Genomic DNA, 24973 nt, shown 5'->3' with positions numbered 1-24973 from the left:
TTATTTTGTATTAAATTATATTGCAAAACTACCTTCTTCTTAAAAACAACTTATTGTCATTTTTTAAGTACTTTGGGTACTTTTAACAACAAAGAGAGTTAATAACACATAAATTGATTAATTTTACTACAAAAACAGAAAGTAAATGAAAAAAGGTGTACCTAATTTTACAAAAGAAAAAGAACTCCTAACTATTGGAGAAAGTTCCTTTCATAGTAGCATTGGACATCCTTTACAACTTGCCTATACATCGCTTATCATTTGTACAAAAGGAAACGCTGTGGTTAGTGTTAACTTTAAAAACTATTTACTTAAAGCTAATGATGTATTAGTTTTAGCAGAAGATTACCTAACCATAATACAGCGTGTATCTAATGACTTTAATGCATTTTATTGCCTTGTAGATAAAACTTTAGCTGCCGAAATTGCTTACGATTTACCCAATCAACTTTTTTTGTATCTTAATAAATATCCATTTGCTAGACCTAGAGATTTAGAAATTTCTTTACTTTATGGATGGATAGATACGTTAAAGAATATAAAAAATAGTGGTACTCCACATCAAAATATCATGTATAGAAATCATATACAGAATTTTTTCCTAAAAATAGCCGCAACCGTTTCCTTTGAAAATCTAAATCTAGAAAAACAATACAGTAGAAAAGAAATGTTGTCCTGGAATTTTTGGGAATTAATTGGTAAGTACAGTAACAAAGAAAGAAATGTTGCATTTTATGCAGACAAACTACATATTACTCCTTACTATCTGTCTCAAATAACGAAAGATTTTCTGAATGATTCCCCCAAAGGTTTAATTGACAGACAAGTTGTTCTAGAGATTAAAACCTTACTGCGTACCACTGAAAAATCGATCAAAGAAATAGCAGAGATTCTTAATTTTAAAGATACCTCTTATTTAGCTCGCTATTTTAAACGTCAAACAGGAATCACATTAACAGCCTATAAAAAATAAGTTATGCATCAAAAAATGATTATCCGTAGATTAAATAACGACGACACTTCCATTTTACTAAAAACTATCAATACTGCATTTTCCGATTATATCGTGCCATTTCAGCTTAGTGAAGAGCAATTGCAAGCTAAAATTGCTTCCGAAAATATTCACTTAGACTGGTCAATTGGCATTTTCGAGGACGATAAAATGATCGCGTTTATCATGCACGGTGTTCGAAATGAAAATGGCCAAACCAAAGTATACAACGCCGGAACGGGAGTCCTTCCCGATCATCGCGGAAATGCTTTGGTTGGCAAAATGTATGATTTTATTCAAGATTTTTTAATTGAAAATAACTCCAATCTACTTGTTTTAGAAGTAATTGAAGGAAATGATTCAGCTATCAGAGCTTACGAGAAAAATGGCTTTAAAATAAATCGAAAGCTACAATGTTTTAGTGGGATTTTGGATGTAAAAATACATTCTAATTTCGCAGAAATCAAAGTTCTAAATGATGTAAATTGGAATGAGTTGCAAGAGTTTTGGGACATTTCACCAAGTTGGCAAAGCGCTAATGAGAGCATGAATAATGCAAAAACAACCGAATTGGGTGCTTTTGTTAAGAATAAATTGGTGGGCTATGCTTTATTTAATTCCACAAATAAGCGTATTTATCAAATTGCTGTTGCGAAAGATTTCCGTCGAAAAGGTATCGGAAAACAGCTTTTGGCAGAAGTTCAAAATCAAATTGCTGGTGAAAAAATACAAATCAATAATGTTGATGAAGCTGGTGAAAGTTTAAAACTATTTTTTGAAAATCAAGGTTTGAAAAACGACATCAATCAATTTGAAATGATCAAAAATTTATGAAAATTATTCCTGCATCAAAAAATTAATCAATGAATTTAACTATACGAATCGCACAAGTATCTGATTTGGATGTGATTTTAAAACTTTTTTCGGATACGATTTCTTCGGTTTGCAAGGATGATTACAATCAACGTGAATTGGAAGTTTGGAAATCTTCTGCCAATAATGTTGAACATTGGCAAAATCTCATTCTTCAACAATACTTTCTTGTTGGAGAAATGAATGATGAAATCGTGGGTTTTGCTTCATTGGATCATGGGAACTATGTTGATGTATTGTATGTTCATCGAGATTTTCAGAAACAAGGAATTGCTCAAAATCTTTATTCCGAATTAGAAACTGAAGCAATTCGGCTACAATCTAATACTTTAACTGCCGATGTTAGTAAAACAGCAAAGTCTTTTTTTGAGCGTAATGGCTTTACGGTTGTTGCAGAACAAATTCAAATCAGACAAAATGTTGAGATTATCAATTTTAAGATGAAAAAAAGTCTAAATCAATATTCGATTTAGGCTAAAATAAAAAACAAAAAGTCAGCTACCAAATAGCTGACTTTTTGCTTGTAATTTTACATTTCTAACAAGTTCATTTTATCCTTTTCTCGAATAATGAACCTGCAAGATATTTGGAGCCAAAATATGATGTTGCTTAATTTCAAATTGAGTGCTTAATGTTTCAGAATGTCCTAAAATTCCTCCATCGCCCACTACAATAGGAATGTAATTGAAATACATATCCGTAACCAATTCTTGTTCTAAGAATAAATTATAAATCCCAGCGCCGCCACCGACAATGATTTCTTGATGACCTTTTGATTTTAAATAGTCCATCGCTTCGTTTGCTGTCGTCACGAATTTCACGTCGTTGCTTTCCAATTTTGATTGAGAAATCACCACGACATCTGCTTGTGGAAACACTCTTTTTGTACTCCCTGGAACGCGTTCCAAAACTTCATAAGTTTTTCTACCAAGAATGATGTTTTTGCTGTTGTTTGCGTAGGTGATAATAAAGCGTAAAGCCTCCATTGGTTCGTGGTAATGCGGGTTTTCCGTTACTAATACTTTGCCATTTGCCGAAACATTGGCTAATAATGTTACTTTCATTTTTTAATTATTTTTAATCTAAAATCCTCTCCAAATATTTCTTATAATCATCAAAATAAGTATCAGGAGTTGGATTTTTCACCACATCAAAACTGTTGAATCCTTGCAGGATTTCTGCACCGCAAAATGCGTAATTGCTTGTGATGTTTAGTAAAAGATCGTCTGTGGTTTTGCCTTTCATCAAGTTTTGTTTAGCATCACCAAACGCTTCTGCTGGTGCATTCCACGTTGCGGAAACCATAAATTTTTTGTTGGACAATTTTCCGCCCGATCCGTATTGTTTGCTTTTGTCTTCTCGTGTACGTCCGTCGCCATCGAGAAATTCTCTATTGACGTAACCCGCCTCGAAAAGTTCGTCGGTATATTTTTTATAAATCCAAGGCGCTCCAAACCAATTAATCGGCGTTTGCAGAATGATAAGGTCGGCTTGCAAATGTTTGGCTACTTCTTCCTCTACATCGTAACCGTCCTCAACTTTGGTTTCCAAAACTTGAAATCCTTTCGCCGTGAAAAAATCCTTTGCTACATCCTGAACGGAAGCATTCAATCGACCTTCCGATCTGTTGGGATAGGTTAAATGCGTGTTGATGAGTAAAACCGTTTTCTTGTCCATTTTATTTAGAATTGATTTCTAATAAAAATTAGGCTTATCACCATAAACGCCAGGTTTGTTAACACCAACACTCGCTTTAGAATCTTTTGTCGGATTTTTGATAACTTCTGTAATGTAGGCTGCAACTGCTTTTCTGGAAACTTCGGTTCCAACGAAAGGTTCACCTTTTTGAGTAGTTTCAAAATCAACTTCATTATTATTGGTTAACCAAGATGGACGAACAACGGTATAATCTAATTTTGAATCTTCAATAATTTTGGTTGCTTTTCCGTATCGAACTAACTCAGAACCAATCATTCTATTGTTCCACTCGCCAAATTTCCCTGGAACTTCGTTGTACACGCCTAAAGCCGTTACAAAAATTAATCGTTGAACTCCGTTTTGCGTCATTGCGTTGGAGATTAAAGTCGCCAATTTATCAACGTCACCCGAAAGGTTTGCATAAACGATGTCTTGACCTTTGATAGCATCATTTAACAATTCTGGATTTGCGATATCGCCTTCAATTATTTTCGCTGTTGACGCATATTGACTTAGCTGATTGGCGTGTCTTGCGAAAAGTGTTAATTCTATATTGTTGTCGTTGTGTAAAAATTCTACGACGTGCTGTGCGATGGCTCCTGCTGCGCCTAATACTAAAACTTTTGTTTTCATTTTGAATATATTTTTTGTTGATGCCAAAGGGGTTTTGCAAGATTTTTAATTATTTTGTGATGCAAAGTTTTGGCTAATTTTTTTAATTTTAAAAAAGTTGAATTCGAAAAAGTATTTTGAAACGCAAGGTTAGACAAGGTTGAATCTAAAGGTTTAATTGAAGTTAAGGTAAACAAAGGCGTCAAACTTATCAAAGAAAAACAATTTGGTGTTTCTTAAAAATAAGCGAAGCGTCTTTGTTTAACATATTCATCACTTTCCAATGACAATAGCTTTGTTTTTCTTCGCGTTTAAAAATGATCGAAATTAAATTCAAACTCGTTGTTTAAAAAAAGATGCATTGCCCTTGAACAATGCATCTATGGATTTTTTGATTAAAGATTTTCTTGATAGAAAGGAATCAATTTAGCCAAAGCTTGTTTTACTGGTTCTGGTTTGTCATACAAATCGTAGTGAGACCAACCTTCGATTACGACTAATTCTTTTTTAGTGGAAGCCGCACGACGCACGATTTCAAAACCATCTCTGTAAGCCCCAAATCCTCCAGGAATTCCACCAACGATTACCAATAATGGTTGCGTTAATAGTTTTTCTGCCAAGTTGTAAGCATCCCAAGTAAGTGCTGTTGCGTTGTGTGAGAAAATTGTTTTGTTCACTCCGTTTGCGCTTTCGCCACGAGAAGTACGGTAATATTTTGTAGCTTCCAAGAAGTCGATGTTTGCGTTATCCGCTTCTGCAGCTTCAACTGTTGGGTATAAACCTTGGTCAACTCTCATTGCAGCACCTCTTGCTTCCGCAGTTCTTTGTTCTGCAATCGCTTCAAGATTTGCAATTGGATCACCAAATTCACGCATTACTCGTCCGTAATTTGCTCCTGTAATCGTTGCAACCGCTTTAATACGGCGTTCTTTCATTGTTGCATTGATAGAATAACCACCGGCACCGCAGATTCCTAACACACCGATACGTTTTTCGTCAACGAAAGGAAGGGTTACCAAATAATCGATTGCGTAGCTGTAATCTTCCACTCGGAAAGATGGATCTTCCAAATGTCTTGGCTCGCCACCGCTCTCTCCTTGGAAAGATGCATCGGGTACTAAAACCACGAAACCTTCCTCTGCAAACGCTTTTCCGTACACGTTACCCGAAGTTTGCTCTTTACAACTTCCGATTGGGTGTGTGCTGATGATTACTGGATACTTCTTGTTTTCGTCGAAGTTTGGTGGGAATAATAAATCTGCTGCGATATCCCAATACAATGCTTTGAATGTTACTGACTTTTTCATTTTTTTAAAATTTTGTTTGTTATTATTTAGTTTAGAAATTGTTTTTAAATTATTGCAAAGGCTCTATTTTATTAGCTTTTTTAAGCCTTTACGTTTTTGTTTTTTTGAATTAAATTATAATGCGTTATTGAAAAATGTTGTTGCTTTTTCTACAGCTTGATTTACATATTCTGGAATGTCATACAAATCGAAATGATTAGCACCTTTCACCACAAAAAGCTCTTTGTTTTCGCTTGCTGCGTTGTTGTAAAGGTTTTCGCTGTTCCAAAAAGAAAGTGCTTGGTCGCCTGCAATCACCAATAAAGGCTGTGTTAAAAGGCTATCGATACGATCAAAAGCTCTGAAAGCAATTAATGCGCTAAGGTCTGTTAACAAATATTCTCCAGTTGCGTTCGGATGTTGCGCACGAGGCGTTCTGTAATAATCGTAACCATCGGTTGCTTCTTTTCCGTAATCCTCGTTTCGCTCGCCAACCCAATTTAGATAAACAGGTTCTGCGCCGTTGGCTTCTGCAGTTCTTTGTTTTGCAACACTGTCCAGAGTTTCGATAATATTTACCGTTCCACCTTTTCCGTTCCAACCTTTGTGGTACATTTCGCCGATATCAACGCCGCTCACCGTTACCAAAGCTTTGATTCTGTGATCTTGTTTTGTAGCAGCAGTTAGGTAGCCACCACTTGCACAAATTCCGATTGCGCCGATTTTTTCAGCATCAATAAATGTTTGAGTTTGTAAAAAATCGATGGCTGCTAAAAAATCCTGAACTCTATAATATGGATTTTCCTGATGTCTCGGCGTTCCTGTGCTTTCCCCTTGAAAACTTGCATCAAAAGCCAAAGCTACATAACCTTGCTCCGCCATTTTCTCCGCATAGATTCCTGCGGTTTGTTCTTTCACGCCACCTGCTGGGTGACCCACTACAATCGCTGCTTATTTTTTGTATTCGCTAAAATCTTTTGGTAAAAAAAGATTGGCAGAAATGCTACAATCTTCGTTCTTGTATTGTACTTTTTTTGTTGCCATAATTTGTCTCGTTTTTGTTATTCAATTTTGATAGGACAAAGGTATGGCGAGACTTAGGCAGGTTTTGAAGACGTTTTACTCTAAAAAAGATACATTTTACTGATTCCTAAAAACTTTGGGGGATAAACCCGTTTTTTTGGTAAAAAACCGACTAAAATAGTTCGGATATTCGAAACCTAAACTATAAGCGATTTCGTTAACCGAATCTTTTGTGTTGAGTAACATTTTCTTCGCGACTTGGATAATATTCTCATGAATCAATTCTAAAGGCGATTGCCCTGTATAATGCTTGATCACGTCACCAAAATAGTTGGTGGAAAGATTGGCTTTGTCCGCAAAATGCGCAACAGTGGGCAAAACTTCCTTGTGATTATCATCATTATAGTACTGGTCGAGTTGCTTGTAAAAATCTGCAACTACTTTATTATATACCTTACTTCTATCTTGAAATTGTCTTTCGTAAAAGTTTTTAGTGTAGGAAAGAATTAAGGTAGCATAGGAAATCAAAACATCGTTTGAAGCGTTTTCACTTTTAAACTCATCAAAAGCTTTAATAAACAAATCGAACAGGATTTTGTTTTCTCTTTCCGTTAAATACAAGGCTTCGTGGCGTGTATATCCCGAAAATGAATAGTCTTTTGCAAACTTATCCAACAACTTAGAATTGATGAAAATCGCATATCCCGAGAAAGGTTTATCCAGTTGCCATTCCAAAATATTTCCGGGTTTGTCCAAAAACATATACGCGCTGGACATTTCTTCAATCGGTGGCGCTACATCAATATTATCCTTTAACGCCATCAAATAAAAATCGAGCTGAACAGGATCAGATTCCAACAACAAATTGGGATGTTCGTCGTAATGAATCACCTGAATTTGATTATTATCTGACGCATCGATGTTCAAATATTTTAGGAAAGACGGTATGTTGAAGGTTTTAGCCATAATGAAAATATAGTATTTGAAAGGTACAAAATTATAAAACCAGTTCCTCTAATTTCGATACAAAATACTTGCAAAAAGATACATTTTACGGATTGAGAAAGCGTAGGAATTTATACATTTGGGTTTTTGATTCAATAGCTACCGGAAGAGATTTGTTGGTGAAGCAGAATAAAAAGATGATTAAAATGAAAAAATCCGACATTAAAGAGCTCCATAACGAGCAGGATTTCAAAGACTTTTATTTGAATGATGCGCCAACAAGTTTTTGTGAGGAATGTAGTGCGATTTCGTACGAGCATGGAAATGGATTTTTGGAAATCGCAACGCTTGAAGACCTCAAAAAACAGCAAAAAGACACTGCAGGAAAGCAAACACGCCGAAAGTTTTATAGTATTGTTTTGTTGACGGGAGGACAAATTAAGGAAAGTATTGGGCATCGAAAATACCAATTCGGACCACAAACCATGTATTTCGTGGGTGAAAATCAAATTCATGCTGTGGAACGTTGGAGCGACGATGTGGAGGGCATTTATTGTCTATTCGATGCAGATTATTTTCTACTTTGTATTAAACATCAAATCAAATTAAATCAGTTTCCGTTTTTTGATTTGGATAAAGAACCTTTCATCGAACTTTCTGAGCGCGAAACAGGTATGATGACACATCTTTTTTGGAAATTAAATAACGAAAAATGTCAGAAATCAACATTCAACGATGATTTGTTAACTCGAATGTTTTTGAATGTTATTTTGCTGGAAGCCGAACGGATTTATAACAAAAAAGCAGCTCAAGAAAATTTTTCTTTATCCCGAAAAGACCAGTTGACATCACGGTTTCAGTTATTGGTAAATCAACATTTTATTGAAAAAAGACAAGTGAGCGATTACGCCGATTTGTTGCATGTGCATCCCAATTATCTCAACGATTTGGTGAAGGAGGTTTCGGGTTTGCCCGCTAGTCATTTTATCCAAAAACAGGTTTTGCAAGAAGCGAAATCTCGTTTATTACAGACCAATGACACGGTTTCGATGATTGCTTCTGAACTGAATTTTACAGACGATTCCTATTTTAATCGATTCTTCAAAAAGCAAACAGGATTAACGCCTTTACAGTTTCGAAAAAACCATAAGCATTGATGAAAAATTGCTTAGTCAAAATTTATAAACTCATATGCAAAATTGGATAGGCTTTTCCTTGTCCATCGAGCTCAGAACTATTAACAACCTGAAATCCCATGTGGTCATAAAATCCAACAGCTTGTGTATTTTGCTCGTTAACATCCACTTTTTTAACATTGCAATTCGCAATTCCATAGTTTAATAATCGCTTACCAATTCCTTTTCCACGAGCGTCATTATGAATGAAAAGCATTTCAAGGTTTTCTTCTGCAATGCCCATAAAAGCAATTAATTTTCCGTTTTCTTCAAAGCCAAATAAATCCACATGTTCAAAATACATCGGGATTTGTTCCTTATAAAAGTTGAAATCTTCTTCCTTCAAAAAATCGTGCGTATTTCGGACCGCACTTTCCCAAATCGGTATTAAATCTTGATAATCTTTGGCTTCAATCTTCCTAATCATGTTTTATTTTTTAAACATTGTACAAGCAACTAAATCTGTGAAATTTAACATTTATTTTCCCATGAACAAAACAGACCTCAATTTTATTAAAAAAATGAACAAACAAAACCGACAATTTACATCAGAATCCAATCAATTTTTTGTCCTGACTGGTGGACCAAGCGTTGGTAAAACAAGTTTGATAGAAGCTTTGAGCCATCATGGTTTCAAAACTGTTCCTGAAGATGCCCGACGCATTATTAAAGAACAAATGCAAGTTGACGGTGACGCTTTGCCTTGGCAAAATAAACAAAAATATACCGACCTGATGTTGGAAGCTGCTTTGAAAAGTTATTCTGAACAGAAAAAACTTGATGTAAAAAGTCCAGTTTTCTTTGATAGAGGTCATCTTGATAGCATTTGTTATATGAAAATGGAACAGTTAAAGATTGATGAAAACAGTTTGAAACTAATTCGGGAAAATCCTTATCAAAATGTATTTATTCTCCCACCGTGGAAAGAAATTTACACAACAGATTCGGAACGAAAACAAAGTTGGGAGGAGGTTTTGTACACGCACGAAATGATGAAACAAACCTATTTAGAGTTTGGTTATTCGCCGATTGAAGTGCCAAAAATGAGTATTAATGATCGACTTGATTTCGTTCTTAAATTTTTAAAGTATCAAAATCTTTGATTTGTGCAACTTTTCCAAGGATTTGTGTCGGGAATATTCCCTTGCCTCAGAATAGATTTGCAGTATTAAATTTTTTGTTTTGTAAGATTATGGAAAATATATTTAAAATACTGATGTATTCAGTCATCATCGGAGTTGGCGCAACAATTTTTATGGATTTGTATGCAGTTTTTATTAAGCGATTTTTCAATATTCCATCTTTGGATTATGCGATTGTTGGTCGATGGGTTGGACATTTTAAAAATGGAATTTTCACGCATCAAAATATTCTTCAATCTGAAAAAATAAAGGGAGAACGAGCAATTGGATGGATTTCTCATTATCTTATCGGAATTTCGTTTGCGTTTTTACTGCTTTTAATCTGTGGAATAAATTGGCTTAAAAATCCAACATTTTTGCCATCTATTTTAATTGGACTTGCGACAACGATTGCGCCTTGGTTTTTGATGCAACCCGCTTTTGGATTTGGTTTCGCTGCTTCCAAAACTCCAAATCCAAATCTTTCACGACTAAGAAGTTTACAAGCACATTTTATTTATGGATTGGGATTGTATTTGGCGGCTTTAGGATTGAGTTTTGTAATGTATTAATCGTATTGTTTTTAGTCGATAATTTCTTTAGATTTTTTAAATTTGAGTAAATAAAATTCGAAAGATTATGGCAAAAAATCAATTTAATGAGATTGTTGACAAAATGGTGGATAACGATTTGATGGACAAATCGCTGAATTTATCCAACGCCGAACTCGAATTTTTACAGAAAAACCCCAGACTTCTTGCAAAACTTTCGGACTCTAGTTTTATTAAGAAAAAGTACATTTTTCGTTTGGCGGGAATCAGTGTTTTGATGATTTTTATTTCAAAAATCGTTGAATACACCGAAGTTCTATCCAATTATAAGATTGCGAATGATATTTTGACCAACGTCCAATTTTCAGTTGCTATGGAAATGCTTGGCGCAAGTATTATCGCTTATTTTCTGGAAATTACATTGGAAAAACGTGTTCAACAAAATCAAAAATTGGTGGAGCAAATTTTGGAACGAATTAATAAAGAACAAGTTTAAATTCAAAAAGCATAAAAAAAGCTGATCTACCCTCGTAAATCAGCTTTTATATTATTGAAAAATTTTTATTTAAACAAAGCTTTCTTTAAGCCAAGCGCTGCCAATTCTGATGAGAAATGTACTGCATCAACGTGGTCTAAAGGATTTAATAATCCGTAATCGTGGATAAACCCGTTGAAAGTTTGAATAGTTGTTGGAACACCAGCTTCGTCCAATCTGCGTGCATAAGCCAAACCTTCATCCGCCAAGATATCGTTTTCAGCAACCATAACCAATGCTGGTGGTAGACCTTTTAGCTTTTCTGCAGGCGCATTGAAAGGCGTTGCGTAATATTCTTTACGTTTTTCAAGATCTGGAAGATAATTGTCCCACATCCACTTCATCAACGGCGCCGTAAGGAATCTGCCATCAGCATATTTCGACCAAGATTCTCTTGTGAAATCTGCGTCTGTAACTGGCCATAACAACAACTGGAATTTAATTTCTGGTCCGCCTTTGTCTTTTGCCATCAAACAAAGTACCGCCGTCATGTTTCCGCCAACGCTATTTCCTGCTGCAGCCATATTTTTACCATCAACACCAATTTCGTCACCGTTTTCAGAAACCCATTTTGTTGCTGCATAAATTTGATTAATAGCTACTGGATATTGTGCTTCTGGAGAAGGCGTATAATCTGTGAAAACCGCTGCTGCACCGCTATTCACTACCAAATCTCTCACCAATCTTCGGTGTGTAGGATAATCTCCCAAAATCCAACCACCGCCGTGTGTAAAGATAAAAACAGGCAATTTTTCATTGGCTTTATTAGCAGGTTTTACAATGTGGATGTTCACCGTGATTCCGTCTTGCGTGATTTCTCTTTCGGTTTCTACAATGTCCGAATAATCAAACTGAACCGAATTCTGCGCATCTACAAGCACTTGTCTCGCCGCTTGTGGAGTCATCGTTTCCAATGGATCGCCACCGCTGTTGTTTAATACATTTAAAAATTCTCTAATTCCTTTTAGGATTTGTGGATCGTTTTCCGCTTTTACATTTTGTGACATAATTTCTGTTTTTTAAAATGATTAGTAAATATTGTTTTAAACTCTAAAATTTGTGTCTTGTGATCTTTCGTTTGTTTTTGTTTGATCATTTTGACATTGCAAAGATATAACCACCACTTAGTCAAGAAAATGGCAAAAAAGTCCAATTTATTGTACTTTTTTCCTTTGATGTAAAATTTTAAACCATTACAGATAATTCTTTCGGAAAACAGCTGGCGAAACTTTAATTTTCTGGGCAAATAATCGGTTGAAGTACGCTGGATCTTCGTAACCCAAATTGTAGGAAATTTGTTTCACGCTTAAATCAGTGTAAATCAACAGACGTTTGGCTTCTAAAAGAATTCGGTTTTTGATGTATTCGTTGGGATTTTCAAAATTCAGTTTATTAAATTTATTAGACAAAGTTTTGGGCGAAATTCCTATTAAATCTGCATAATCGGCAACGCTGTGTTTTTCTCGGAAATGAATTTCTACCATTCGACCAAAATTTCGGAATAATTCTGCTTCCGCATTCGCATCATGCTCTTTATTTGAGGCTAAATTTTGTTCTTTCCAAAGTCTTGTTGCATGAATAATGAGTTCCTTTAAACGAATTCTTACCATTTCTTCGGAATGATCGTCACCAAAATTCAATTCAGTTCCAATCGTATCAAAAATATTTTGGACATTTTCAATTTGAATTTTCGACAATTCGGTTTTAGGAATCTGAAAAATATTATTGAATAAAAGTCCATCGCAAGCCACTTCGGCATCATGAATCTGAACGCAATAAAAATCTCGATTATAAAAAAGCAAATGTGCTGACTTGCTTCCACATTCCAAAATATTCAAATATTGATTGGAATTGATGAAAAACAAAGTCGGAGAAGTCGTTTCGTAGGTTTTAAAATCAATTGATAAAGAATAGCCTTTGGGAATAAATAAAACCCGAATGTAAGACCGAAGCGTTAAACCATTGGCTAATTCGACGTTTTCAGAGTTTAGTTGTTGATAACCAAATTTTTTATAATTAGATTCAAACTGAAACATAAATTTTGCTTTTATTAAAGTTTCAAAATAGATTTAATTAAATGATTGTCGGAATTCCAAAGGCGAAACCGCCGTTCTGTTTTTGAATAATCGATTAAAAGATTGCGGATGCTCGAAACCCAATTCATAAGCAATTTCCGAAACCGATTTATCCGTCGTTGAAAGCAATTCTTTGGCTTTGTCAATCAATCGATTCTGAATGTGCTGCTGCGTCGTTTGTCCCGTATGAACGCGGAGCATGTCGCTTAGGTAATTTGGACTTAAATTCAATTCGTTTGCTATAAATTGTACTGTTGGAATGCCATGCAAAAGCAATTGTTCTTGTTGAAAATAGGTATCCAAAAGCATTTCCAACCTTGAAAGTAAATCGTTGTTGACTTTTTTTCGCGTGATAAACTGACGATTATAAAAGCGGTCGCAATATTTTAGCAATAATTCGAGGTTTGACACCAATAAATCTTGTGTAAATCCATCGATATTGGTATCGATTTCCTGTTTCATATTTTCAACAATATCCATCAAAGATTTTTCCTCTTTGTCAGAAAAAAACAAAGCTTCATTGCTTGTGTACGAGAAATAGCCGTAGTTTTTGATTTCGGAAGCCAACGGATAGCCTTGGAAGAAATCGGGATGTACCACCAAAACAAAGCCTTTAAGACTCGCCAAAACTATTTCATTAAACTGCAAAACCTGATGCGGCGCAAAAAAGTACATCATTCCTTCCTCAAAATCATAGTGACTTTGCCCGTATTTTTGAATTCCGCCTGCACAATCTTTTTTAAGAGCAATAAAATAAAGATCTGATGTAAATGGAGCGGTAATTTTGTCTGGCTCCAAAGAAATTTTATCCAAATCGAAAACACTAATCAACGGATTAGAAGGCTTCTTCAAGTTCAAAAGACTATGAAGCGTAGAAATAGAATTGATCTTAAATGGAGTTTTCATCAGTTTTTTTGAATATTTAAAATTACAATTTATTGATTAAAAAGATTGTTGAAAATGAATTGTTTAACACTATTTTAATACTTGATTTTTAATTTCTGCCATTCCTTCTCGATAACTTGTTACTTTAAAACCAGGAAAACGTTTTCTAAATTTTGAATCATTAAAAATATTGTCATGTGCATATCGAGGCAACAATTCTAACAATTCTTTTGCCTGTTTATTGAACAAAGCTCCCATTCTAAAAACAAACTTTGGAATCACTGAATACTTTAAGTCTTTTCCAAAAACCTGCGAAGCCAACGCAATGAATTCTTTATAAGTTGGGCGACTTTCATCAATAGGTAAATGCCAAGTTTGACCAAAAGTATCAGGCGTATTTCCAATCAAGGCCGTTGCTCGACTTGCATCGGGAGTCCAAATAAGACTTCTCTTTTTCGAATCACTTAAAGGAACTTTTAGTTTTTTCCCAGCTTTTATTTTGTCGAAAATTAAAGTATTGGTAATGCTCTGTGTTTTTGCAGGTCCATAAAATTCGGGAGCACGACAAATAACTGCTTCTACACCGCCTGATTTCATTTCATTCAAAACCATTTCAGCCATTTCTTTTCGAACCTTGGCTTTTCGACCATAAGGTTTAAAAGGCGTTTCTTCGGTTAAAATTGTTCCGTCCTGCGGATACATATAGGTATTATCAAAGAAAACCAATTTGGTTCCGTGGATTTTGCAGGCTTCAATTACGTTTTTTAAAATAACAGGAAACTGTTTTTCCCACATTTCTGAATTTATAGGAAGCCCAAGTGTGAAATAGGCAATTTCGCTGCCTTTTACCGCTTCAATTGCTTGTTCACGATCTGATAAATCAGCAGCAAAAACTTCATCAGTATCATTGACTTTTTTCGGTTTTCGACTGACAATTCGAATCTCCGAAGTATAATTTCGTTTTAATTCTCTTGCGAGTTCTTCTCCGATTTGTCCGTTTGCGCCTAATATTGTTTGCATTTTTCTGAGTTTATAAATTAAGATTTTGATTTTTCTTCTTCATTTCAAGCTCTTTAATAACCACTTTTGCCATTTCTTTGGAGCTAAACGGATTTTGACCGGTAATCAAATTTCCATCAACCACAACTTTCGATGTCATTGGAATAAAAGCGTTTTCATAGTTTGCACCACGTTCTTTTAAAGCAGCTTCTAAATTGAAAGGAACTTCATTTTTTCTGCGAGCCAAACCTTCTTCAAACCAGTCGTAACCTGTTAAATTTTTATTTTTTATTAAATAATCTCCGTTAGATAATTTCACATTTAACAAACCACCAACACCGTGACAAATAGCGGCAACTATTTTATTGCTTTCATATTGTTTTGAAATGATATTTTGGATTTCTGTATTGTCAGGAAAATCATACATCGTTCCGTGTCCACCTGCTAAATAAATGACATCAAAATTTTCATTTTTAATTGATTCTAAGCTTTTGGAGTTCTTCAAAATCTCTTTAAATTTAGAATCATTCCAATACTTTTTCGATAATTTATCTAGAGTGAAAAACTTTAAAGATTCTGGATCTATAGGAACTTCACCACCATTTGGACTTGCGATAGTTAGCTCATAACCATTTACTACAGCCACATGGTAAATATGTGTTAACTCGCTTAACCATAAACCTGTTGGATAATTTCCACTTGCGTAGATATTGACGTTGGTTACGACTATTAATATTTTAATTAGTGACATTGTACTGCTTTTTGTTGATACAAATTTCCAACAAAATTGATGCTAAATAGTAACTGGATTTACGAAATGAGTAACAGAATCTCGGTAAATTGGAAAATCTACTTTTGTCAGTAAAAAATCTTTTTGACCTTTTTTCCAGTAATTTTGAGAAACGCGTTTTCAAAGTCAAAAATTGGTGGAGGAGATTTTGGAGCGAGTAATAAAAAATAAGTTTTAATTCAAAAAAACATAAAAAAGCTGATTTACTTGAGTAAATCAGCTTTTTAATTATCTATTTTTTCATATTCAATTTATCCAACATTTCATCTGTAATTTCCTCACTATATATTCCATAAGAATTGATTAAAACTCCTTTCAAATTATACTTTTCTGATGAAATCGCATACAAAATTGATTGATCAGCTGGATCACTATCATTATCAAATCGAAAATATTCGTCTACTTCAAACTCATTATGAAAAATACGATATTCTCCATTTCTGCATTCAATACAATTCTGTTTTAAGTTAAAATCTTCTGTATATCCTTTTTTCTTTAAGGTATTTAAGACATCTATTAAAGTTTCATTTTCTGCCATTTTTCTATATTTTTTTAAGGTATTTTATTGTTCAGGAGCAATTGTTAATTGCAAACCATTTAATATTTCTGTTAGCGATAATTGACAAGATAAACGGCTATTACTTTTTACATGATAAGCATCGTCTAGTAACATGTCTTCTTCCATACTTTTTTCTGGAAGTTCTATATCTTCAGAATCCATGTAACATTGACATGTTGCACAAAGAAGCATACCTCCGCAAACTCCGAAAGTTCCTTCTTTTACAAGTTCATATGCGCGAATTATTTCCATTACACTCATTGCCATGTCTGTTGGAGCGGATATTTCGTGAAATACTCCTTCTCTATCCGTAATTTTAAGTATTATATCTTTCATCTTTTTGCTATACTAATTTTATTTTTGACTTTATGTACTTATGATACAAATACACCATTGTAAAACAAACAACTGAGACAGCTAAACTAGCTATAGGTAAACCCGAAACTTTTTCGGGAGGAAAAACAAAAATCAAAAATGGGAATGCATAAACTGCAGGAATTTTCATTCTAAAAAGTTTCAATAATAAATTCATCATCAATAGAAACAGAATTGATAAAATCAACCAATTTTCAATATAATTTGATAATAAAACAGCAAATGTTATTGAAATTGTAAGAATAGCGACTTGTTTAATTGCTATTTTTAAGCTATACATTTTCATATTAATTGATTCATAAATCACAACTGTAATAGGCGGAATTAAAGCCATTTGTTCTATTTTGAACGCCCAAGCAATAGACATCCAAATTGTAGTAATTGTAAAATAAATAAAAAGTCCTTTTCGATTGAATTCGACTTCTCGTTTGATATCTTTATTCAACTTAAAAACAAGTACGCCCAACATCAATATAAAAGTAGTAATCAGAATCGCTATCATAAAAGACCATTCGTACGCGTTTGTAACAATGGGTAAAAAACCTGTTGCCAATGCAGGAGGAAAACTATATTTAAATAAAATCATTACAACCAACATAGCGATTAATACAAGCATTAATTTACTGAGATATGGTATGTGTAACATGTTTATAGCAAATCCGATTGCGGCGGTACAAGAAGGTAAAATAAATATTTTATCTGGTTGACGAAGCCATGCTTCATCCTGCCAAACCCAAAGAGCAATAGCCATTGCAGCTATTTCGGGGAGAACAATTTCTCTATCTTTTGCGAAATATGCTACAGCTACCATTGCCAATATAAAAACATACGTTACAATGTATTTTGGCAATATATTATTAGTGTTTAAACTATACATTTTTGCTTTTTAAATTCAATTCAATAAAAGTATAACTTATTTAAAGTTAATTATTAAACATCATTAATTAACTTACAAAGTTGAATTTTCTTCTAAAAATAATTGATAATTTTCTTTACTTTCAAAATAAGCAACCTCATCATTATTTCCTATTACGACAATATAGGCATCGGCTTTGCTTATCTTTTTCAAAGAGTGAGGATCAGTTGCGTAACGAACGTTTGCTTCTTTCGGGATTTTTTCTTTACAATTATCACAACAACCATAATACATTTTGCTTTCGTAAGGAACTTCTATTTGTTGTTTTCCCATGTAAGCATCATTTACCATACAAACCATATTATTCGGGACATTTTTTCCTTTTTTGGAAAGATTTAATAAGCCATTATTGACTGATTTTTCCTTTGTCTGCTCAGTTTTATTTTCCGAACATCCTATAAAAATTACCGTAGCAAATACTACGGTAATTACGATTCTAAGAAATAACTTCATTATAAAATTACTTTTTAGCAAGTTTTGTTTTAGATGAAGTTGGAACTTTTGTTCCTTCTACGATTTCTTCAGAAGCCATTTTCAGAATCTTACTTCCTTCTATCAGTTCTCCAAAAACCTCAATTTTATCATCCATCGTACGTCCTTTACTAACTGCAATATTTCTAGTTTTACCATTTTCTACAGCAATTACATAAACTCCCGTACCACTTTCTACAATGGACATTTTTGGTACAAAAAAAGTCGGTAATGCATTCTGTAAAGAAATATTTGCTTCTGCTACCATATATGGTTTTAGCATATTATTCTGATTGATAAAATCTGCTTCAATTTTTTCTGAACGAAGCTTTACATCCAAACTTCCAGACTTTCTACTCACAAGAGCCATATGTTTTACTTGCGGTTGCGAACGTACATAAAAACGGATAGTATCTCCTAACTTTACATAAGGCGTGCTCGCTTCTGGAATAGAAAGATTTAGCCTCAACTTTTGATTATTTTCAATCACCAAAAGTGGCTCTTTATTCATTGGACCAACATAGGCACCCAAATCAATTGTTCTATTGGTAATTGTGCCACTAAATGGTGCTCTAATCACCAAATAATCATTAATATTTCTGATTTCATTATAGGCTGAACGTGCAGCTGCTAATTGAGATTCGTCCGATAATTTTCTGGCTTTTATCTGATCTATTGCATCTTTTGCTACAGCTCCTTTTGTCTCATCAGCCTTTAACATTCGATCATAAGTTGCTTTTGTTGCTAAATAAATAGCTTCTTGCGCTTGAACTTTAGCTTTCGCGTTTGCTATTTGTGAAACAATTTCTGGTGCTTCTAATACAACCAAAATTTGTCCTCGAGTTACTTTATCACCAATATCTACACGAATTTGTCTGACATAACTATTTACTTTTGCAAACAAATCTGTCTGTTCATATGGTTTTAACTCACCTGCTAATTTTAAAGGAACCAATGGATTCGATTTCGAAATTTCAATCGTTTCCATCATATTCATCATTTCCATTCCTTTTGCTTCAGGTTTGGCTTCTTTATTTTCGTTTTTGTTACAAGCTGATAAAAGAATCAAAGCAGCAACTGGTATTATATGTTTGAATTGCATTTTTTTATTGATTTGATTGTACAAAATGGATACTATTTTCGTCTTCAGGGTCTAAAGAAGGAGAGATTATACTTGCTTTTTTCTGCATCCATCCAAATACTAATGGAAGAATAATTAGAACAGAAAAAGTTGAAAACAACAAACCTCCAATAACGGCTCTACCTAATGGTGCAATTTGATCTCCTCCTTCACCAAAACCAATTGCCATAGGTAACATACCAGCAATCATGGCTAAAGTTGTCATTATAATTGGACGAATACGAAGCTTTGCTGCTTCAATTCCTGATAAAATAGAATCATTATTTAGTTTTCTTAACGTTTCAGCATTACTGATTAACAATACTGCGTTTGCAATAGAAACACCAACCGACATAATTAATCCCATATACGATTGAAGATTTAATGTAGATCCAGTTATTTTTAACATTAATAACGCTCCAACAACTACAAACGGAACCGTTGATAATATGACGATAGAGACTCTAAACGACTGAAATGTTGCTGAAAGCATCAAGAAAATTACAATTACAGCGATTAATAATCCAGTGGCTAAACTAGACAGCGTTTCTTCTAAAACTGGTGTCATTCCTGCTACTTCAATATTAACTCCTTTCGGAAGTTCTCCTAACGAAGCGATAGCAGCATTAACATCTTGTGAAGCTTGTTCTAAATCTGTTTTATACAAGTTTGCTGTAACAGTTGTATAACCCATTGTTCCTAAATTGTAGCTTTCTCCCAATTCTTTTGTAGGCGTAATCGTTGCAACATCACCCAAAACAGGTCGATCTGAGTTTTTAGTCAAAGGTAAATTCGCTAGCTCTTCTTTACTATTCAAAATATTTTGTGGTGTTTGAACCTGAACGTCGTAAGCGATTCCCATCATACCTCCTACCCAAAAGTTTTTGTTTGTATAACGAGTAGAAGCAGTTGCAGCAACTAATGATTTCGCAATATCTTGTGCATCTAATCCTAATTGTGCAGCCCTTGTACGGTCTATATTAATCTGCATAGCAGGATAATCCATTGATTGAGGAATTTGTTGATCGCGTAGATAATCAATCTCTTTTAATTTTGCTAAAAGTTTATTTGCATACATACGATTCATCTTCTTCATCATTCCAGAAACACGAATTTCAATCGGCGTATTTGTTCCTTGACTTAAAATTTTCTCTGTTAACTCAATTGGTTCAAATGAAATAGATAATTCAGGCATTTTTTCTTTGAAATAGACTCTTAATTCATCTTTCAATTCATCTGAATTTCCTTTAAATTCTTTCAAAGCAACTTGCATCAAGGCTTCGTGTGGCCCTGCATTATATAAATACACGGGACTTACAGCAAATGTAGATGGATGTTGACCAATAAATACCGAAGAAATTGCGATGTTATCTTCTCCTACATTATTTTTAAGATGAGTTAAAAATTGCTTCACTTTTGCTTCTGTAACCTCTATTCTAGTTCCTTCTGTAGCTTTTATGCGAACTTGAAATTGTCTTGAATTAGATGTTGGTAACACATCTTTTCCTGTAATTTGATACAATGCGAAACCACCAACCAAAACCAATAATAAACTTATACTGACAATGATTTTTTTCTGTTTTGTTAGTTGAGTTAAAAAGTTTACAAAACGATTTCTAAATTTAGAAAACCAATCCTCTTTATGAGCTGGATTTTCGCAATGATCCTTTTTGTGTTTCATCATCCAGTTTGCCATAACTGGTACAAAAGTTTGTGATAATAAAAAGGAAACAATCATCGAGAAACCAATCGCTAAGGCAAGTGGCATAAACAGCGATCCTGGAATTCCAGTCATCATAAATGCGGGTGCAAAAACCGCCAAAATACACAACATAATTAATAATTTTGGGAAAGCTATCTCCTTACACGCATCCCAAATAGCTTGGGCTTTTGATTTTCCCATTGCAAAATGTTGATGAATATTTTCGATTGTAACCGTACTTTCATCAACTAAAATACCAATTGCCAAGGCTAAACCTGAAAGCGACATAATGTTAATTGTTTGTCCAAATAATTTCAAAAACAATACGCCAGAAATAATGGAAATCGGAATCGTCATAATTACAATCAATGCAGCACGACGATCATTTAAGAATAACATTACCATCAACCCAGTTAACAATGCACCTAAGACTCCTTCTATAACTAAACTTTTCAACGCATTAGTAATATAAATAGATTGATCAAATTCATAAGAGATCTGAACATCATCTGGCATATTTCGTTGAATGTTAGGTAATTCTTTTTTCAACGTATTGACAACATCTAATGTAGAAGCATTACCTGCTTTTGCTATATTGATATAAACAGAACGTTTACCATCAATCAGCGCATAACCAGTCGCTATATCAGCACCATCTTTTATCGTTGCTACATCTCGGATATAAACATTATCTACTGATCCTTTGAAAATTGGAATATCTCCTAATTCTTCTACTTCTTTAACCGTATTATTAGTTGGAGTTAAATAGTTTTTATCTCCAATATATATGTTCCCAGAAGGAGATGTTATATTATTTCGGCTTATTGCTTCTACAATTTGCTCAGGTGAAATATTATGTGAACGCAATTTATAAGGATCAATATTTACCTCTATTGTACGTGGGCTTCCTCCGAAAGGTGGTGCAGTCATTAAACCTGGAATTTTAATCAAGAAAGGACGTGCATTAAAATTGGCAATATCTTGTAATTGATTATTCGTTTTTGTATTGCTGCGAAATACCAATTGTCCCACTGGCTGAGATGATGCATCAAATCGAATAATAAATGGAGGTGGCGCGCCGGGAGGTAAAAATACTTGAGAACGATTAGACAAAGCATTTATTGTAGCTATAGCTTCTCCCATTTCTGTACCTTCATAAAAGGTAACTTTCATTAAAGTTAACCCTTGCGTATTTTTAGATTCAATACTTTTTACTCCATTTGTAAAAAGCATCATGTTAACATACATTTTGGTAAAATAACCTTCCATTTGTTGTGGCGTATAACCATTAAATGAATGTGCAATGTAAACTACAGGTAAATCCATTTCTGGAAGAATATCCACTTTAATTTCTTTGGTTGCTTTAATACCAAAGAATAATAACCCCAACACCAAAACCATAATTGCTATAGGTTTTCGAAGTGCAATTTTTATTATATTCATATCTAAATTTCTTGATAAATTATGGCGTAATAACCTTTATATCACCTTCAGCAGATGCTAACAACAACAAGGCTTGCCAAACGTTATTTTGAGCTATTTCATAATCAATCTCTGCTCTATTCAAACTATATAAAGCTTGAGTAAAATCGACTAAAGTTGTTAAACCATTCTGATACAAAGCTGTTTGCTGTTTATATGCCATTTCAGCTGCTTGTAATTGAACTTTTGTTTCTTCGAAATTATCGTATGCATTATCCAATTGTGCATTTGCTTGATGAAACAAGATTTTCAATTCTTTTTGTTGTGAATCAAATACATATTGCAATGAGTGTGAAATGTATTTTTGTTCTTTTACTTTGGTATTGTATTTAAAAAAATTAGTGATATTCCAAGTAAGTGAGAAACCTAACAGATAATTACCACGGTCTATTCCAACACCTTTAAAATAACTTGTAGAATAAGCTGAATTATCTTGAGCATAATTAGCATCAAATCCTGATCCTCTACCTTGAATAATGCCAAATGCTGATAGATTGGGCATCTTATTTGATTTCAGTAATTCGATATGTTGCTCATTTTCATCAATTTTACTTTGTTGAAATTGTAAATAAGGATGTACTTTCAAATTTTCTTCCGTAGATTTCTCTAATTTTTTTGGTAAAGATGTACTATACAAACTATCTAATTCATACACTTTAAAATCATCATTCATCAAAACAGCCAAATGCTTTGACCATTCTAATTCTTTGTCAAATGCCTTTATTTGCAATGATTTTGCATTAGACCATTCCGCTTTAGCTAATTGCGAATCAACTTCTGGAATTAAGCCACTTTTTGCGCGTGCATTCGTCATTTCATAAAAAACTTGAGCACGCTCAGCATTTTTTTCTTGAACAAATTTTATTCGCTGGCTAGCTAATAAATTAAGATAAACAGCTCCAACTTTTATTTGCTGTTGAAAAATTTCTTGTTGTAAATCTGCTTTAGCTGTAGACTCTTTTTTTATTCCTAATTCGACCTGATTTTTATTTCGACCGAAAGTGAATAAATTCCAATTAACATTGGCAAAATAAAGAGATCCGAAAGCAGCATTCCAGTTTTGATCTGCTAACGGCATAGAAGTTGCCGCAGAAGCTAAACCACCATAAGCATACATTGGTCCATGTTGTACGTTAATCGTTCCAAAATTTTGTTGGGCAGAGACAGTAAAATCTGGTAAATAATGTTGTTTCTGAAAAGCTGTATTTTGTTGAGCAGCATCAATCAATAATTGTTTTGATTTAATTTTATCGTACTGATTTTCTGTTCGAAAAAGAGCTTCTTGTAAGGTTAAAACTTGTCCGTAACTACTAATACTACAAACAAATGTAAAACTTACTAAGGCAATGAATTTTAGTTTCATTGTACTATATAATTTAAAAATTAGACATAAAAATGTGTAGCAGTATCAGAAAAAACTGAAGCTGCTAAATAGATTTTAGTCTAAAATCAAATTCTATAAACGCAATGTAAAATGTGTAAAGGTTTTCCTTTGAAAGGAATTTTGGAAGAAGTAAATGTATTGTTGTTCTTATTTGCTAAAGCTAAAATTTCAGCATCATAAACAGTTCCTAATGTTTTATTAGAAAGAGTGAATTCTAAAAATTTTACAGAAAAATCAAAACTATTTTGTTTTTTTACACTGTCATCAACCTTTACAATCTTAGTATCATATTGACAACAATTCTTTTTTTGGTCTTTTAAACCTTTTTCTTTAGTAGAACAAATTGGACAAGGTTTATCTTGTTGTTTTGTGTTTTTTAAGCTAGATACAGTAATTGCTGATTCTTTGCACCAATGTGTGTATTGAGTAAAGCCCGAAGCCATTACCAAATAAAATAGTGAAAAGAATATAACTAAAAACTTTCTCATTGTGATTAAAAACGCTACAAAAGTAGATCGTAAACAATAAAAAGATTTATACTATTTTATCTAAGTTTTGTATAATTTCTTTTTGGAGAAAATTTTTAAAATTCTTGAATCCACTTATAAAAATCAATATTTGAAGCTAAATTTAATTTCTTACGCAATCTGTTTTTTCTGACTTGTATTGCTCTACTTGTAACAAAAGTATATTCTGCAATTTCTTTTGTAGAAAAATCCAAATAGATGTAAGAACAAAAGATAAGGTCTTTTAACGTTAAATCAGGAAATTGATTGGTCAAATTTTGAATAAAATTTGGATAAAGTTGCTTGAAGTGTACATAGAAATTAGGATCGTTGGTTTTGGCTAGGTTTAATACAAATGAAATATCATCTTGCGAAGCATTATCTATTGTTTGTAAATGTTCTTCTTCTTTTGAATATTTAAAAAATCGTATGAAAAGAATTGTAATTAAAACAAATACAATAATATAAATAATGTAATAATAATTACTCTCTGATTTTTTTGCAGCAATCGGTATTTCTTTGTTTTTAGTATCTTTATTATACCTTGCTGTTTTGAACATAGATAAATATTTTCTACCATTTTCTTCATCATTCAAAATAAAATAAATTGTACTTAACTTTTTATACAACACTACTCTATCACTATCACCATTCGCATTTACTTGGTTAGAATAGTTAATCGCCGTTTTATAATTATCTATTGCTAGTTTATAGTTTTGTAAACCAAAATAATAATCTCCTTTGATCTTGTAAACACTATAAACATAAGGATCATTATTATTTTTAAGAAAACGTTCTTCAGCTTTGTTAATATAATATAACTGTAATCTTCCCTAAAAACCGGACCGTTTAAAAATATAGTTTATTAACTTAGGGATAATTATGAAACAGAGCAATTT

At 33.4% G+C, this 24973-nt stretch carries 28 protein-coding genes; 7 read left to right on the top strand and 21 right to left on the bottom strand.

All coding sequences use genetic code 11. The features are described from left to right. The first annotated feature begins 145 nt into the window (after window positions 1-145). Genes QHG34_RS14895 through QHG34_RS14885 form a run of 3 tightly spaced genes read left to right on the top strand, consistent with a single transcriptional unit; the run spans window position 146 to window position 2337 of the window. Window positions 146-973, top strand: coding sequence for a helix-turn-helix domain-containing protein (locus tag QHG34_RS14895; RefSeq protein ID WP_282631024.1), 828 nt, complete (start codon window positions 146-148; stop codon window positions 971-973). A 15-nt stretch (window positions 974-988) separates the two neighbouring features. Next, window positions 989-1825 carry a GNAT family N-acetyltransferase gene (locus QHG34_RS14890; protein ID WP_282631023.1) on the top strand — a complete coding sequence of 279 codons (837 nt, stop codon included), beginning with the start codon at window positions 989-991 and terminating at the stop codon, window positions 1823-1825. Window positions 1826-1854: 29 nt separating this feature from the next. Continuing rightward, complete coding sequence (locus QHG34_RS14885) at window positions 1855-2337, top strand: GNAT family N-acetyltransferase (protein WP_282631022.1); 483 nt, start codon at window positions 1855-1857, stop codon at window positions 2335-2337. Window positions 2338-2415: 78 nt separating this feature from the next. Here QHG34_RS14885 and QHG34_RS14880 read toward each other — a convergent pair whose 3' ends face one another. From QHG34_RS14880 to QHG34_RS14855, 6 genes are all read right to left on the bottom strand, one after another. Further along, window positions 2416-2928: a dihydrofolate reductase family protein gene (locus QHG34_RS14880; protein WP_282631021.1), complete on the bottom strand. Its 513-nt coding sequence runs from the start codon at window positions 2926-2928 to the stop codon at window positions 2416-2418. 13 nt (window positions 2929-2941) lie between these two features. Next, the gene (locus QHG34_RS14875; protein WP_282631020.1) at window positions 2942-3541 is read right to left on the bottom strand and encodes an NAD(P)H-dependent oxidoreductase; all 600 of its coding nucleotides are present in this window, start codon (window positions 3539-3541) and stop codon (window positions 2942-2944) included. An 18-nt stretch (window positions 3542-3559) separates the two neighbouring features. Beyond that, the gene (locus QHG34_RS14870) at window positions 3560-4195 is read right to left on the bottom strand and encodes an NAD(P)H-binding protein (RefSeq protein ID WP_282631019.1); all 636 of its coding nucleotides are present in this window, start codon (window positions 4193-4195) and stop codon (window positions 3560-3562) included. 374 nt (window positions 4196-4569) lie between these two features. Beyond that, a complete protein-coding gene (locus tag QHG34_RS14865) occupies window positions 4570-5481 on the bottom strand; it encodes an alpha/beta hydrolase (RefSeq protein ID WP_282631018.1) in 912 nt (303 codons plus the stop codon). A gap of 114 nt (window positions 5482-5595) precedes the next feature. Next, complete coding sequence (locus QHG34_RS14860) at window positions 5596-6399, bottom strand: alpha/beta hydrolase (protein WP_282631017.1); 804 nt, start codon at window positions 6397-6399, stop codon at window positions 5596-5598. A 201-nt stretch (window positions 6400-6600) separates the two neighbouring features. Beyond that, a complete protein-coding gene (locus QHG34_RS14855) occupies window positions 6601-7449 on the bottom strand; it encodes a helix-turn-helix domain-containing protein (RefSeq protein WP_282631016.1) in 849 nt (282 codons plus the stop codon). Window positions 7450-7634: 185 nt separating this feature from the next. Here QHG34_RS14855 and QHG34_RS14850 point away from each other — a divergent pair, with 185 nt between their 5' ends. Beyond that, window positions 7635-8585: a helix-turn-helix domain-containing protein gene (locus QHG34_RS14850; protein ID WP_282631015.1), complete on the top strand. Its 951-nt coding sequence runs from the start codon at window positions 7635-7637 to the stop codon at window positions 8583-8585. 22 nt (window positions 8586-8607) lie between these two features. Here the strand turns inward: QHG34_RS14850 and QHG34_RS14845 are convergent, their stop codons facing one another. After that, the gene (locus QHG34_RS14845; protein WP_282631014.1) at window positions 8608-9030 is read right to left on the bottom strand and encodes a GNAT family N-acetyltransferase; all 423 of its coding nucleotides are present in this window, start codon (window positions 9028-9030) and stop codon (window positions 8608-8610) included. A 94-nt stretch (window positions 9031-9124) separates the two neighbouring features. Between QHG34_RS14845 and QHG34_RS14840 the strand changes: the two genes are divergently transcribed. The 3 genes from QHG34_RS14840 to QHG34_RS14830 all read left to right on the top strand — a co-directional run bounded on the left by QHG34_RS14840 (window position 9125) and on the right by QHG34_RS14830 (window position 10771). Next, the gene (locus QHG34_RS14840; protein ID WP_282631013.1) at window positions 9125-9706 is read left to right on the top strand and encodes an AAA family ATPase; all 582 of its coding nucleotides are present in this window, start codon (window positions 9125-9127) and stop codon (window positions 9704-9706) included. Between the two features lie 113 nt (window positions 9707-9819). Continuing rightward, on the top strand, window positions 9820-10296 hold the full coding sequence (locus QHG34_RS14835; RefSeq protein ID WP_407080919.1) for a DUF2938 domain-containing protein: 477 nt from the start codon (window positions 9820-9822) through the stop codon (window positions 10294-10296). Between the two features lie 67 nt (window positions 10297-10363). Beyond that, the gene (locus QHG34_RS14830; protein WP_282631011.1) at window positions 10364-10771 is read left to right on the top strand and encodes a hypothetical protein; all 408 of its coding nucleotides are present in this window, start codon (window positions 10364-10366) and stop codon (window positions 10769-10771) included. Between the two features lie 65 nt (window positions 10772-10836). On the opposite strand, the gene QHG34_RS14825 is transcribed toward QHG34_RS14830, so the two are convergent. The 14 genes from QHG34_RS14825 to QHG34_RS14760 all read right to left on the bottom strand — a co-directional run bounded on the left by QHG34_RS14825 (window position 10837) and on the right by QHG34_RS14760 (window position 24670). Further along, window positions 10837-11817: an alpha/beta hydrolase gene (locus tag QHG34_RS14825; protein WP_282631010.1), complete on the bottom strand. Its 981-nt coding sequence runs from the start codon at window positions 11815-11817 to the stop codon at window positions 10837-10839. A gap of 186 nt (window positions 11818-12003) precedes the next feature. Next, on the bottom strand, window positions 12004-12846 hold the full coding sequence (locus QHG34_RS14820; RefSeq protein WP_282631009.1) for a helix-turn-helix domain-containing protein: 843 nt from the start codon (window positions 12844-12846) through the stop codon (window positions 12004-12006). Window positions 12847-12879: 33 nt separating this feature from the next. Next, entirely contained in the window at window positions 12880-13791 is a 912-nt protein-coding gene (locus QHG34_RS14815; RefSeq protein WP_282631008.1) for a helix-turn-helix domain-containing protein, read from the bottom strand. A 69-nt stretch (window positions 13792-13860) separates the two neighbouring features. Then, window positions 13861-14790: an NAD-dependent epimerase/dehydratase family protein gene (locus tag QHG34_RS14810; protein WP_282631007.1), complete on the bottom strand. Its 930-nt coding sequence runs from the start codon at window positions 14788-14790 to the stop codon at window positions 13861-13863. Window positions 14791-14800: 10 nt separating this feature from the next. Continuing rightward, window positions 14801-15520: a type 1 glutamine amidotransferase domain-containing protein gene (locus QHG34_RS14805; RefSeq protein WP_282631006.1), complete on the bottom strand. Its 720-nt coding sequence runs from the start codon at window positions 15518-15520 to the stop codon at window positions 14801-14803. Between the two features lie 271 nt (window positions 15521-15791). Then, entirely contained in the window at window positions 15792-16097 is a 306-nt protein-coding gene (locus tag QHG34_RS14800; RefSeq protein WP_282631005.1) for a phosphoribosylpyrophosphate synthetase, read from the bottom strand. A 24-nt stretch (window positions 16098-16121) separates the two neighbouring features. Next, entirely contained in the window at window positions 16122-16454 is a 333-nt protein-coding gene (locus QHG34_RS14795; RefSeq protein WP_282631004.1) for a 2Fe-2S iron-sulfur cluster-binding family protein, read from the bottom strand. Between the two features lie 7 nt (window positions 16455-16461). Next, window positions 16462-17370: an HPP family protein gene (locus QHG34_RS14790; RefSeq protein ID WP_282631003.1), complete on the bottom strand. Its 909-nt coding sequence runs from the start codon at window positions 17368-17370 to the stop codon at window positions 16462-16464. A 72-nt stretch (window positions 17371-17442) separates the two neighbouring features. After that, the gene (locus tag QHG34_RS14785) at window positions 17443-17862 is read right to left on the bottom strand and encodes a hypothetical protein (RefSeq protein WP_282631002.1); all 420 of its coding nucleotides are present in this window, start codon (window positions 17860-17862) and stop codon (window positions 17443-17445) included. Window positions 17863-17869: 7 nt separating this feature from the next. Further along, window positions 17870-18982 carry an efflux RND transporter periplasmic adaptor subunit gene (locus tag QHG34_RS14780; protein WP_282631001.1) on the bottom strand — a complete coding sequence of 371 codons (1113 nt, stop codon included), beginning with the start codon at window positions 18980-18982 and terminating at the stop codon, window positions 17870-17872. 4 nt (window positions 18983-18986) lie between these two features. Next, entirely contained in the window at window positions 18987-22145 is a 3159-nt protein-coding gene (locus QHG34_RS14775; protein ID WP_282631000.1) for an efflux RND transporter permease subunit, read from the bottom strand. A 19-nt stretch (window positions 22146-22164) separates the two neighbouring features. Next, entirely contained in the window at window positions 22165-23547 is a 1383-nt protein-coding gene (locus QHG34_RS14770) for a TolC family protein (RefSeq protein WP_282630999.1), read from the bottom strand. Between the two features lie 86 nt (window positions 23548-23633). Then, the gene (locus tag QHG34_RS14765; protein ID WP_282630998.1) at window positions 23634-24056 is read right to left on the bottom strand and encodes an HYC_CC_PP family protein; all 423 of its coding nucleotides are present in this window, start codon (window positions 24054-24056) and stop codon (window positions 23634-23636) included. Between the two features lie 95 nt (window positions 24057-24151). Then, the gene (locus QHG34_RS14760) at window positions 24152-24670 is read right to left on the bottom strand and encodes a helix-turn-helix transcriptional regulator (RefSeq protein ID WP_282630997.1); all 519 of its coding nucleotides are present in this window, start codon (window positions 24668-24670) and stop codon (window positions 24152-24154) included. Between the last annotated feature and the right edge of the window lie 303 nt (window positions 24671-24973).

Source organism: Empedobacter sedimenti, assembly GCF_030005555.1.
Lineage (GTDB): Bacteria > Bacteroidota > Bacteroidia > Flavobacteriales > Weeksellaceae > Empedobacter > Empedobacter sedimenti.
Note: the sequence above shows the minus strand (reverse complement) of the source record. Positions and strands in the feature narration are given on the sequence as shown.

What these genes read in the sequence shown, in the direction of transcription:
- QHG34_RS14895 (WP_282631024.1), top strand. Translation starts at nt 146, where the DNA reads ATGAAAAAAGGTGTACCTAATTTTACAAAAGAAAAAGAACTCCTAACT.
- QHG34_RS14890 (WP_282631023.1), top strand. Translation starts at nt 989, where the DNA reads ATGATTATCCGTAGATTAAATAACGACGACACTTCCATTTTACTAAAA.
- QHG34_RS14885 (WP_282631022.1), top strand. Translation starts at nt 1,855, where the DNA reads ATGAATTTAACTATACGAATCGCACAAGTATCTGATTTGGATGTGATT.
- QHG34_RS14880 (WP_282631021.1), bottom strand. Translation starts at nt 2,928, where the DNA reads ATGAAAGTAACATTATTAGCCAATGTTTCGGCAAATGGCAAAGTATTA.
- QHG34_RS14875 (WP_282631020.1), bottom strand. Translation starts at nt 3,541, where the DNA reads ATGGACAAGAAAACGGTTTTACTCATCAACACGCATTTAACCTATCCC.
- QHG34_RS14870 (WP_282631019.1), bottom strand. Translation starts at nt 4,195, where the DNA reads ATGAAAACAAAAGTTTTAGTATTAGGCGCAGCAGGAGCCATCGCACAG.
- QHG34_RS14865 (WP_282631018.1), bottom strand. Translation starts at nt 5,481, where the DNA reads ATGAAAAAGTCAGTAACATTCAAAGCATTGTATTGGGATATCGCAGCA.
- QHG34_RS14855 (WP_282631016.1), bottom strand. Translation starts at nt 7,449, where the DNA reads ATGGCTAAAACCTTCAACATACCGTCTTTCCTAAAATATTTGAACATC.
- QHG34_RS14850 (WP_282631015.1), top strand. Translation starts at nt 7,635, where the DNA reads ATGAAAAAATCCGACATTAAAGAGCTCCATAACGAGCAGGATTTCAAA.
- QHG34_RS14845 (WP_282631014.1), bottom strand. Translation starts at nt 9,030, where the DNA reads ATGATTAGGAAGATTGAAGCCAAAGATTATCAAGATTTAATACCGATT.
- QHG34_RS14840 (WP_282631013.1), top strand. Translation starts at nt 9,125, where the DNA reads ATGAACAAACAAAACCGACAATTTACATCAGAATCCAATCAATTTTTT.
- QHG34_RS14835 (WP_407080919.1), top strand. Translation starts at nt 9,820, where the DNA reads ATGTATTCAGTCATCATCGGAGTTGGCGCAACAATTTTTATGGATTTG.
- QHG34_RS14830 (WP_282631011.1), top strand. Translation starts at nt 10,364, where the DNA reads ATGGCAAAAAATCAATTTAATGAGATTGTTGACAAAATGGTGGATAAC.
- QHG34_RS14825 (WP_282631010.1), bottom strand. Translation starts at nt 11,817, where the DNA reads ATGTCACAAAATGTAAAAGCGGAAAACGATCCACAAATCCTAAAAGGA.
- QHG34_RS14820 (WP_282631009.1), bottom strand. Translation starts at nt 12,846, where the DNA reads ATGTTTCAGTTTGAATCTAATTATAAAAAATTTGGTTATCAACAACTA.
- QHG34_RS14815 (WP_282631008.1), bottom strand. Translation starts at nt 13,791, where the DNA reads ATGAAAACTCCATTTAAGATCAATTCTATTTCTACGCTTCATAGTCTT.
- QHG34_RS14810 (WP_282631007.1), bottom strand. Translation starts at nt 14,790, where the DNA reads ATGCAAACAATATTAGGCGCAAACGGACAAATCGGAGAAGAACTCGCA.
- QHG34_RS14805 (WP_282631006.1), bottom strand. Translation starts at nt 15,520, where the DNA reads ATGTCACTAATTAAAATATTAATAGTCGTAACCAACGTCAATATCTAC.
- QHG34_RS14800 (WP_282631005.1), bottom strand. Translation starts at nt 16,097, where the DNA reads ATGGCAGAAAATGAAACTTTAATAGATGTCTTAAATACCTTAAAGAAA.
- QHG34_RS14795 (WP_282631004.1), bottom strand. Translation starts at nt 16,454, where the DNA reads ATGAAAGATATAATACTTAAAATTACGGATAGAGAAGGAGTATTTCAC.
- QHG34_RS14790 (WP_282631003.1), bottom strand. Translation starts at nt 17,370, where the DNA reads ATGTATAGTTTAAACACTAATAATATATTGCCAAAATACATTGTAACG.
- QHG34_RS14785 (WP_282631002.1), bottom strand. Translation starts at nt 17,862, where the DNA reads ATGAAGTTATTTCTTAGAATCGTAATTACCGTAGTATTTGCTACGGTA.
- QHG34_RS14780 (WP_282631001.1), bottom strand. Translation starts at nt 18,982, where the DNA reads ATGCAATTCAAACATATAATACCAGTTGCTGCTTTGATTCTTTTATCA.
- QHG34_RS14775 (WP_282631000.1), bottom strand. Translation starts at nt 22,145, where the DNA reads ATGAATATAATAAAAATTGCACTTCGAAAACCTATAGCAATTATGGTT.
- QHG34_RS14770 (WP_282630999.1), bottom strand. Translation starts at nt 23,547, where the DNA reads ATGAAACTAAAATTCATTGCCTTAGTAAGTTTTACATTTGTTTGTAGT.
- QHG34_RS14765 (WP_282630998.1), bottom strand. Translation starts at nt 24,056, where the DNA reads ATGAGAAAGTTTTTAGTTATATTCTTTTCACTATTTTATTTGGTAATG.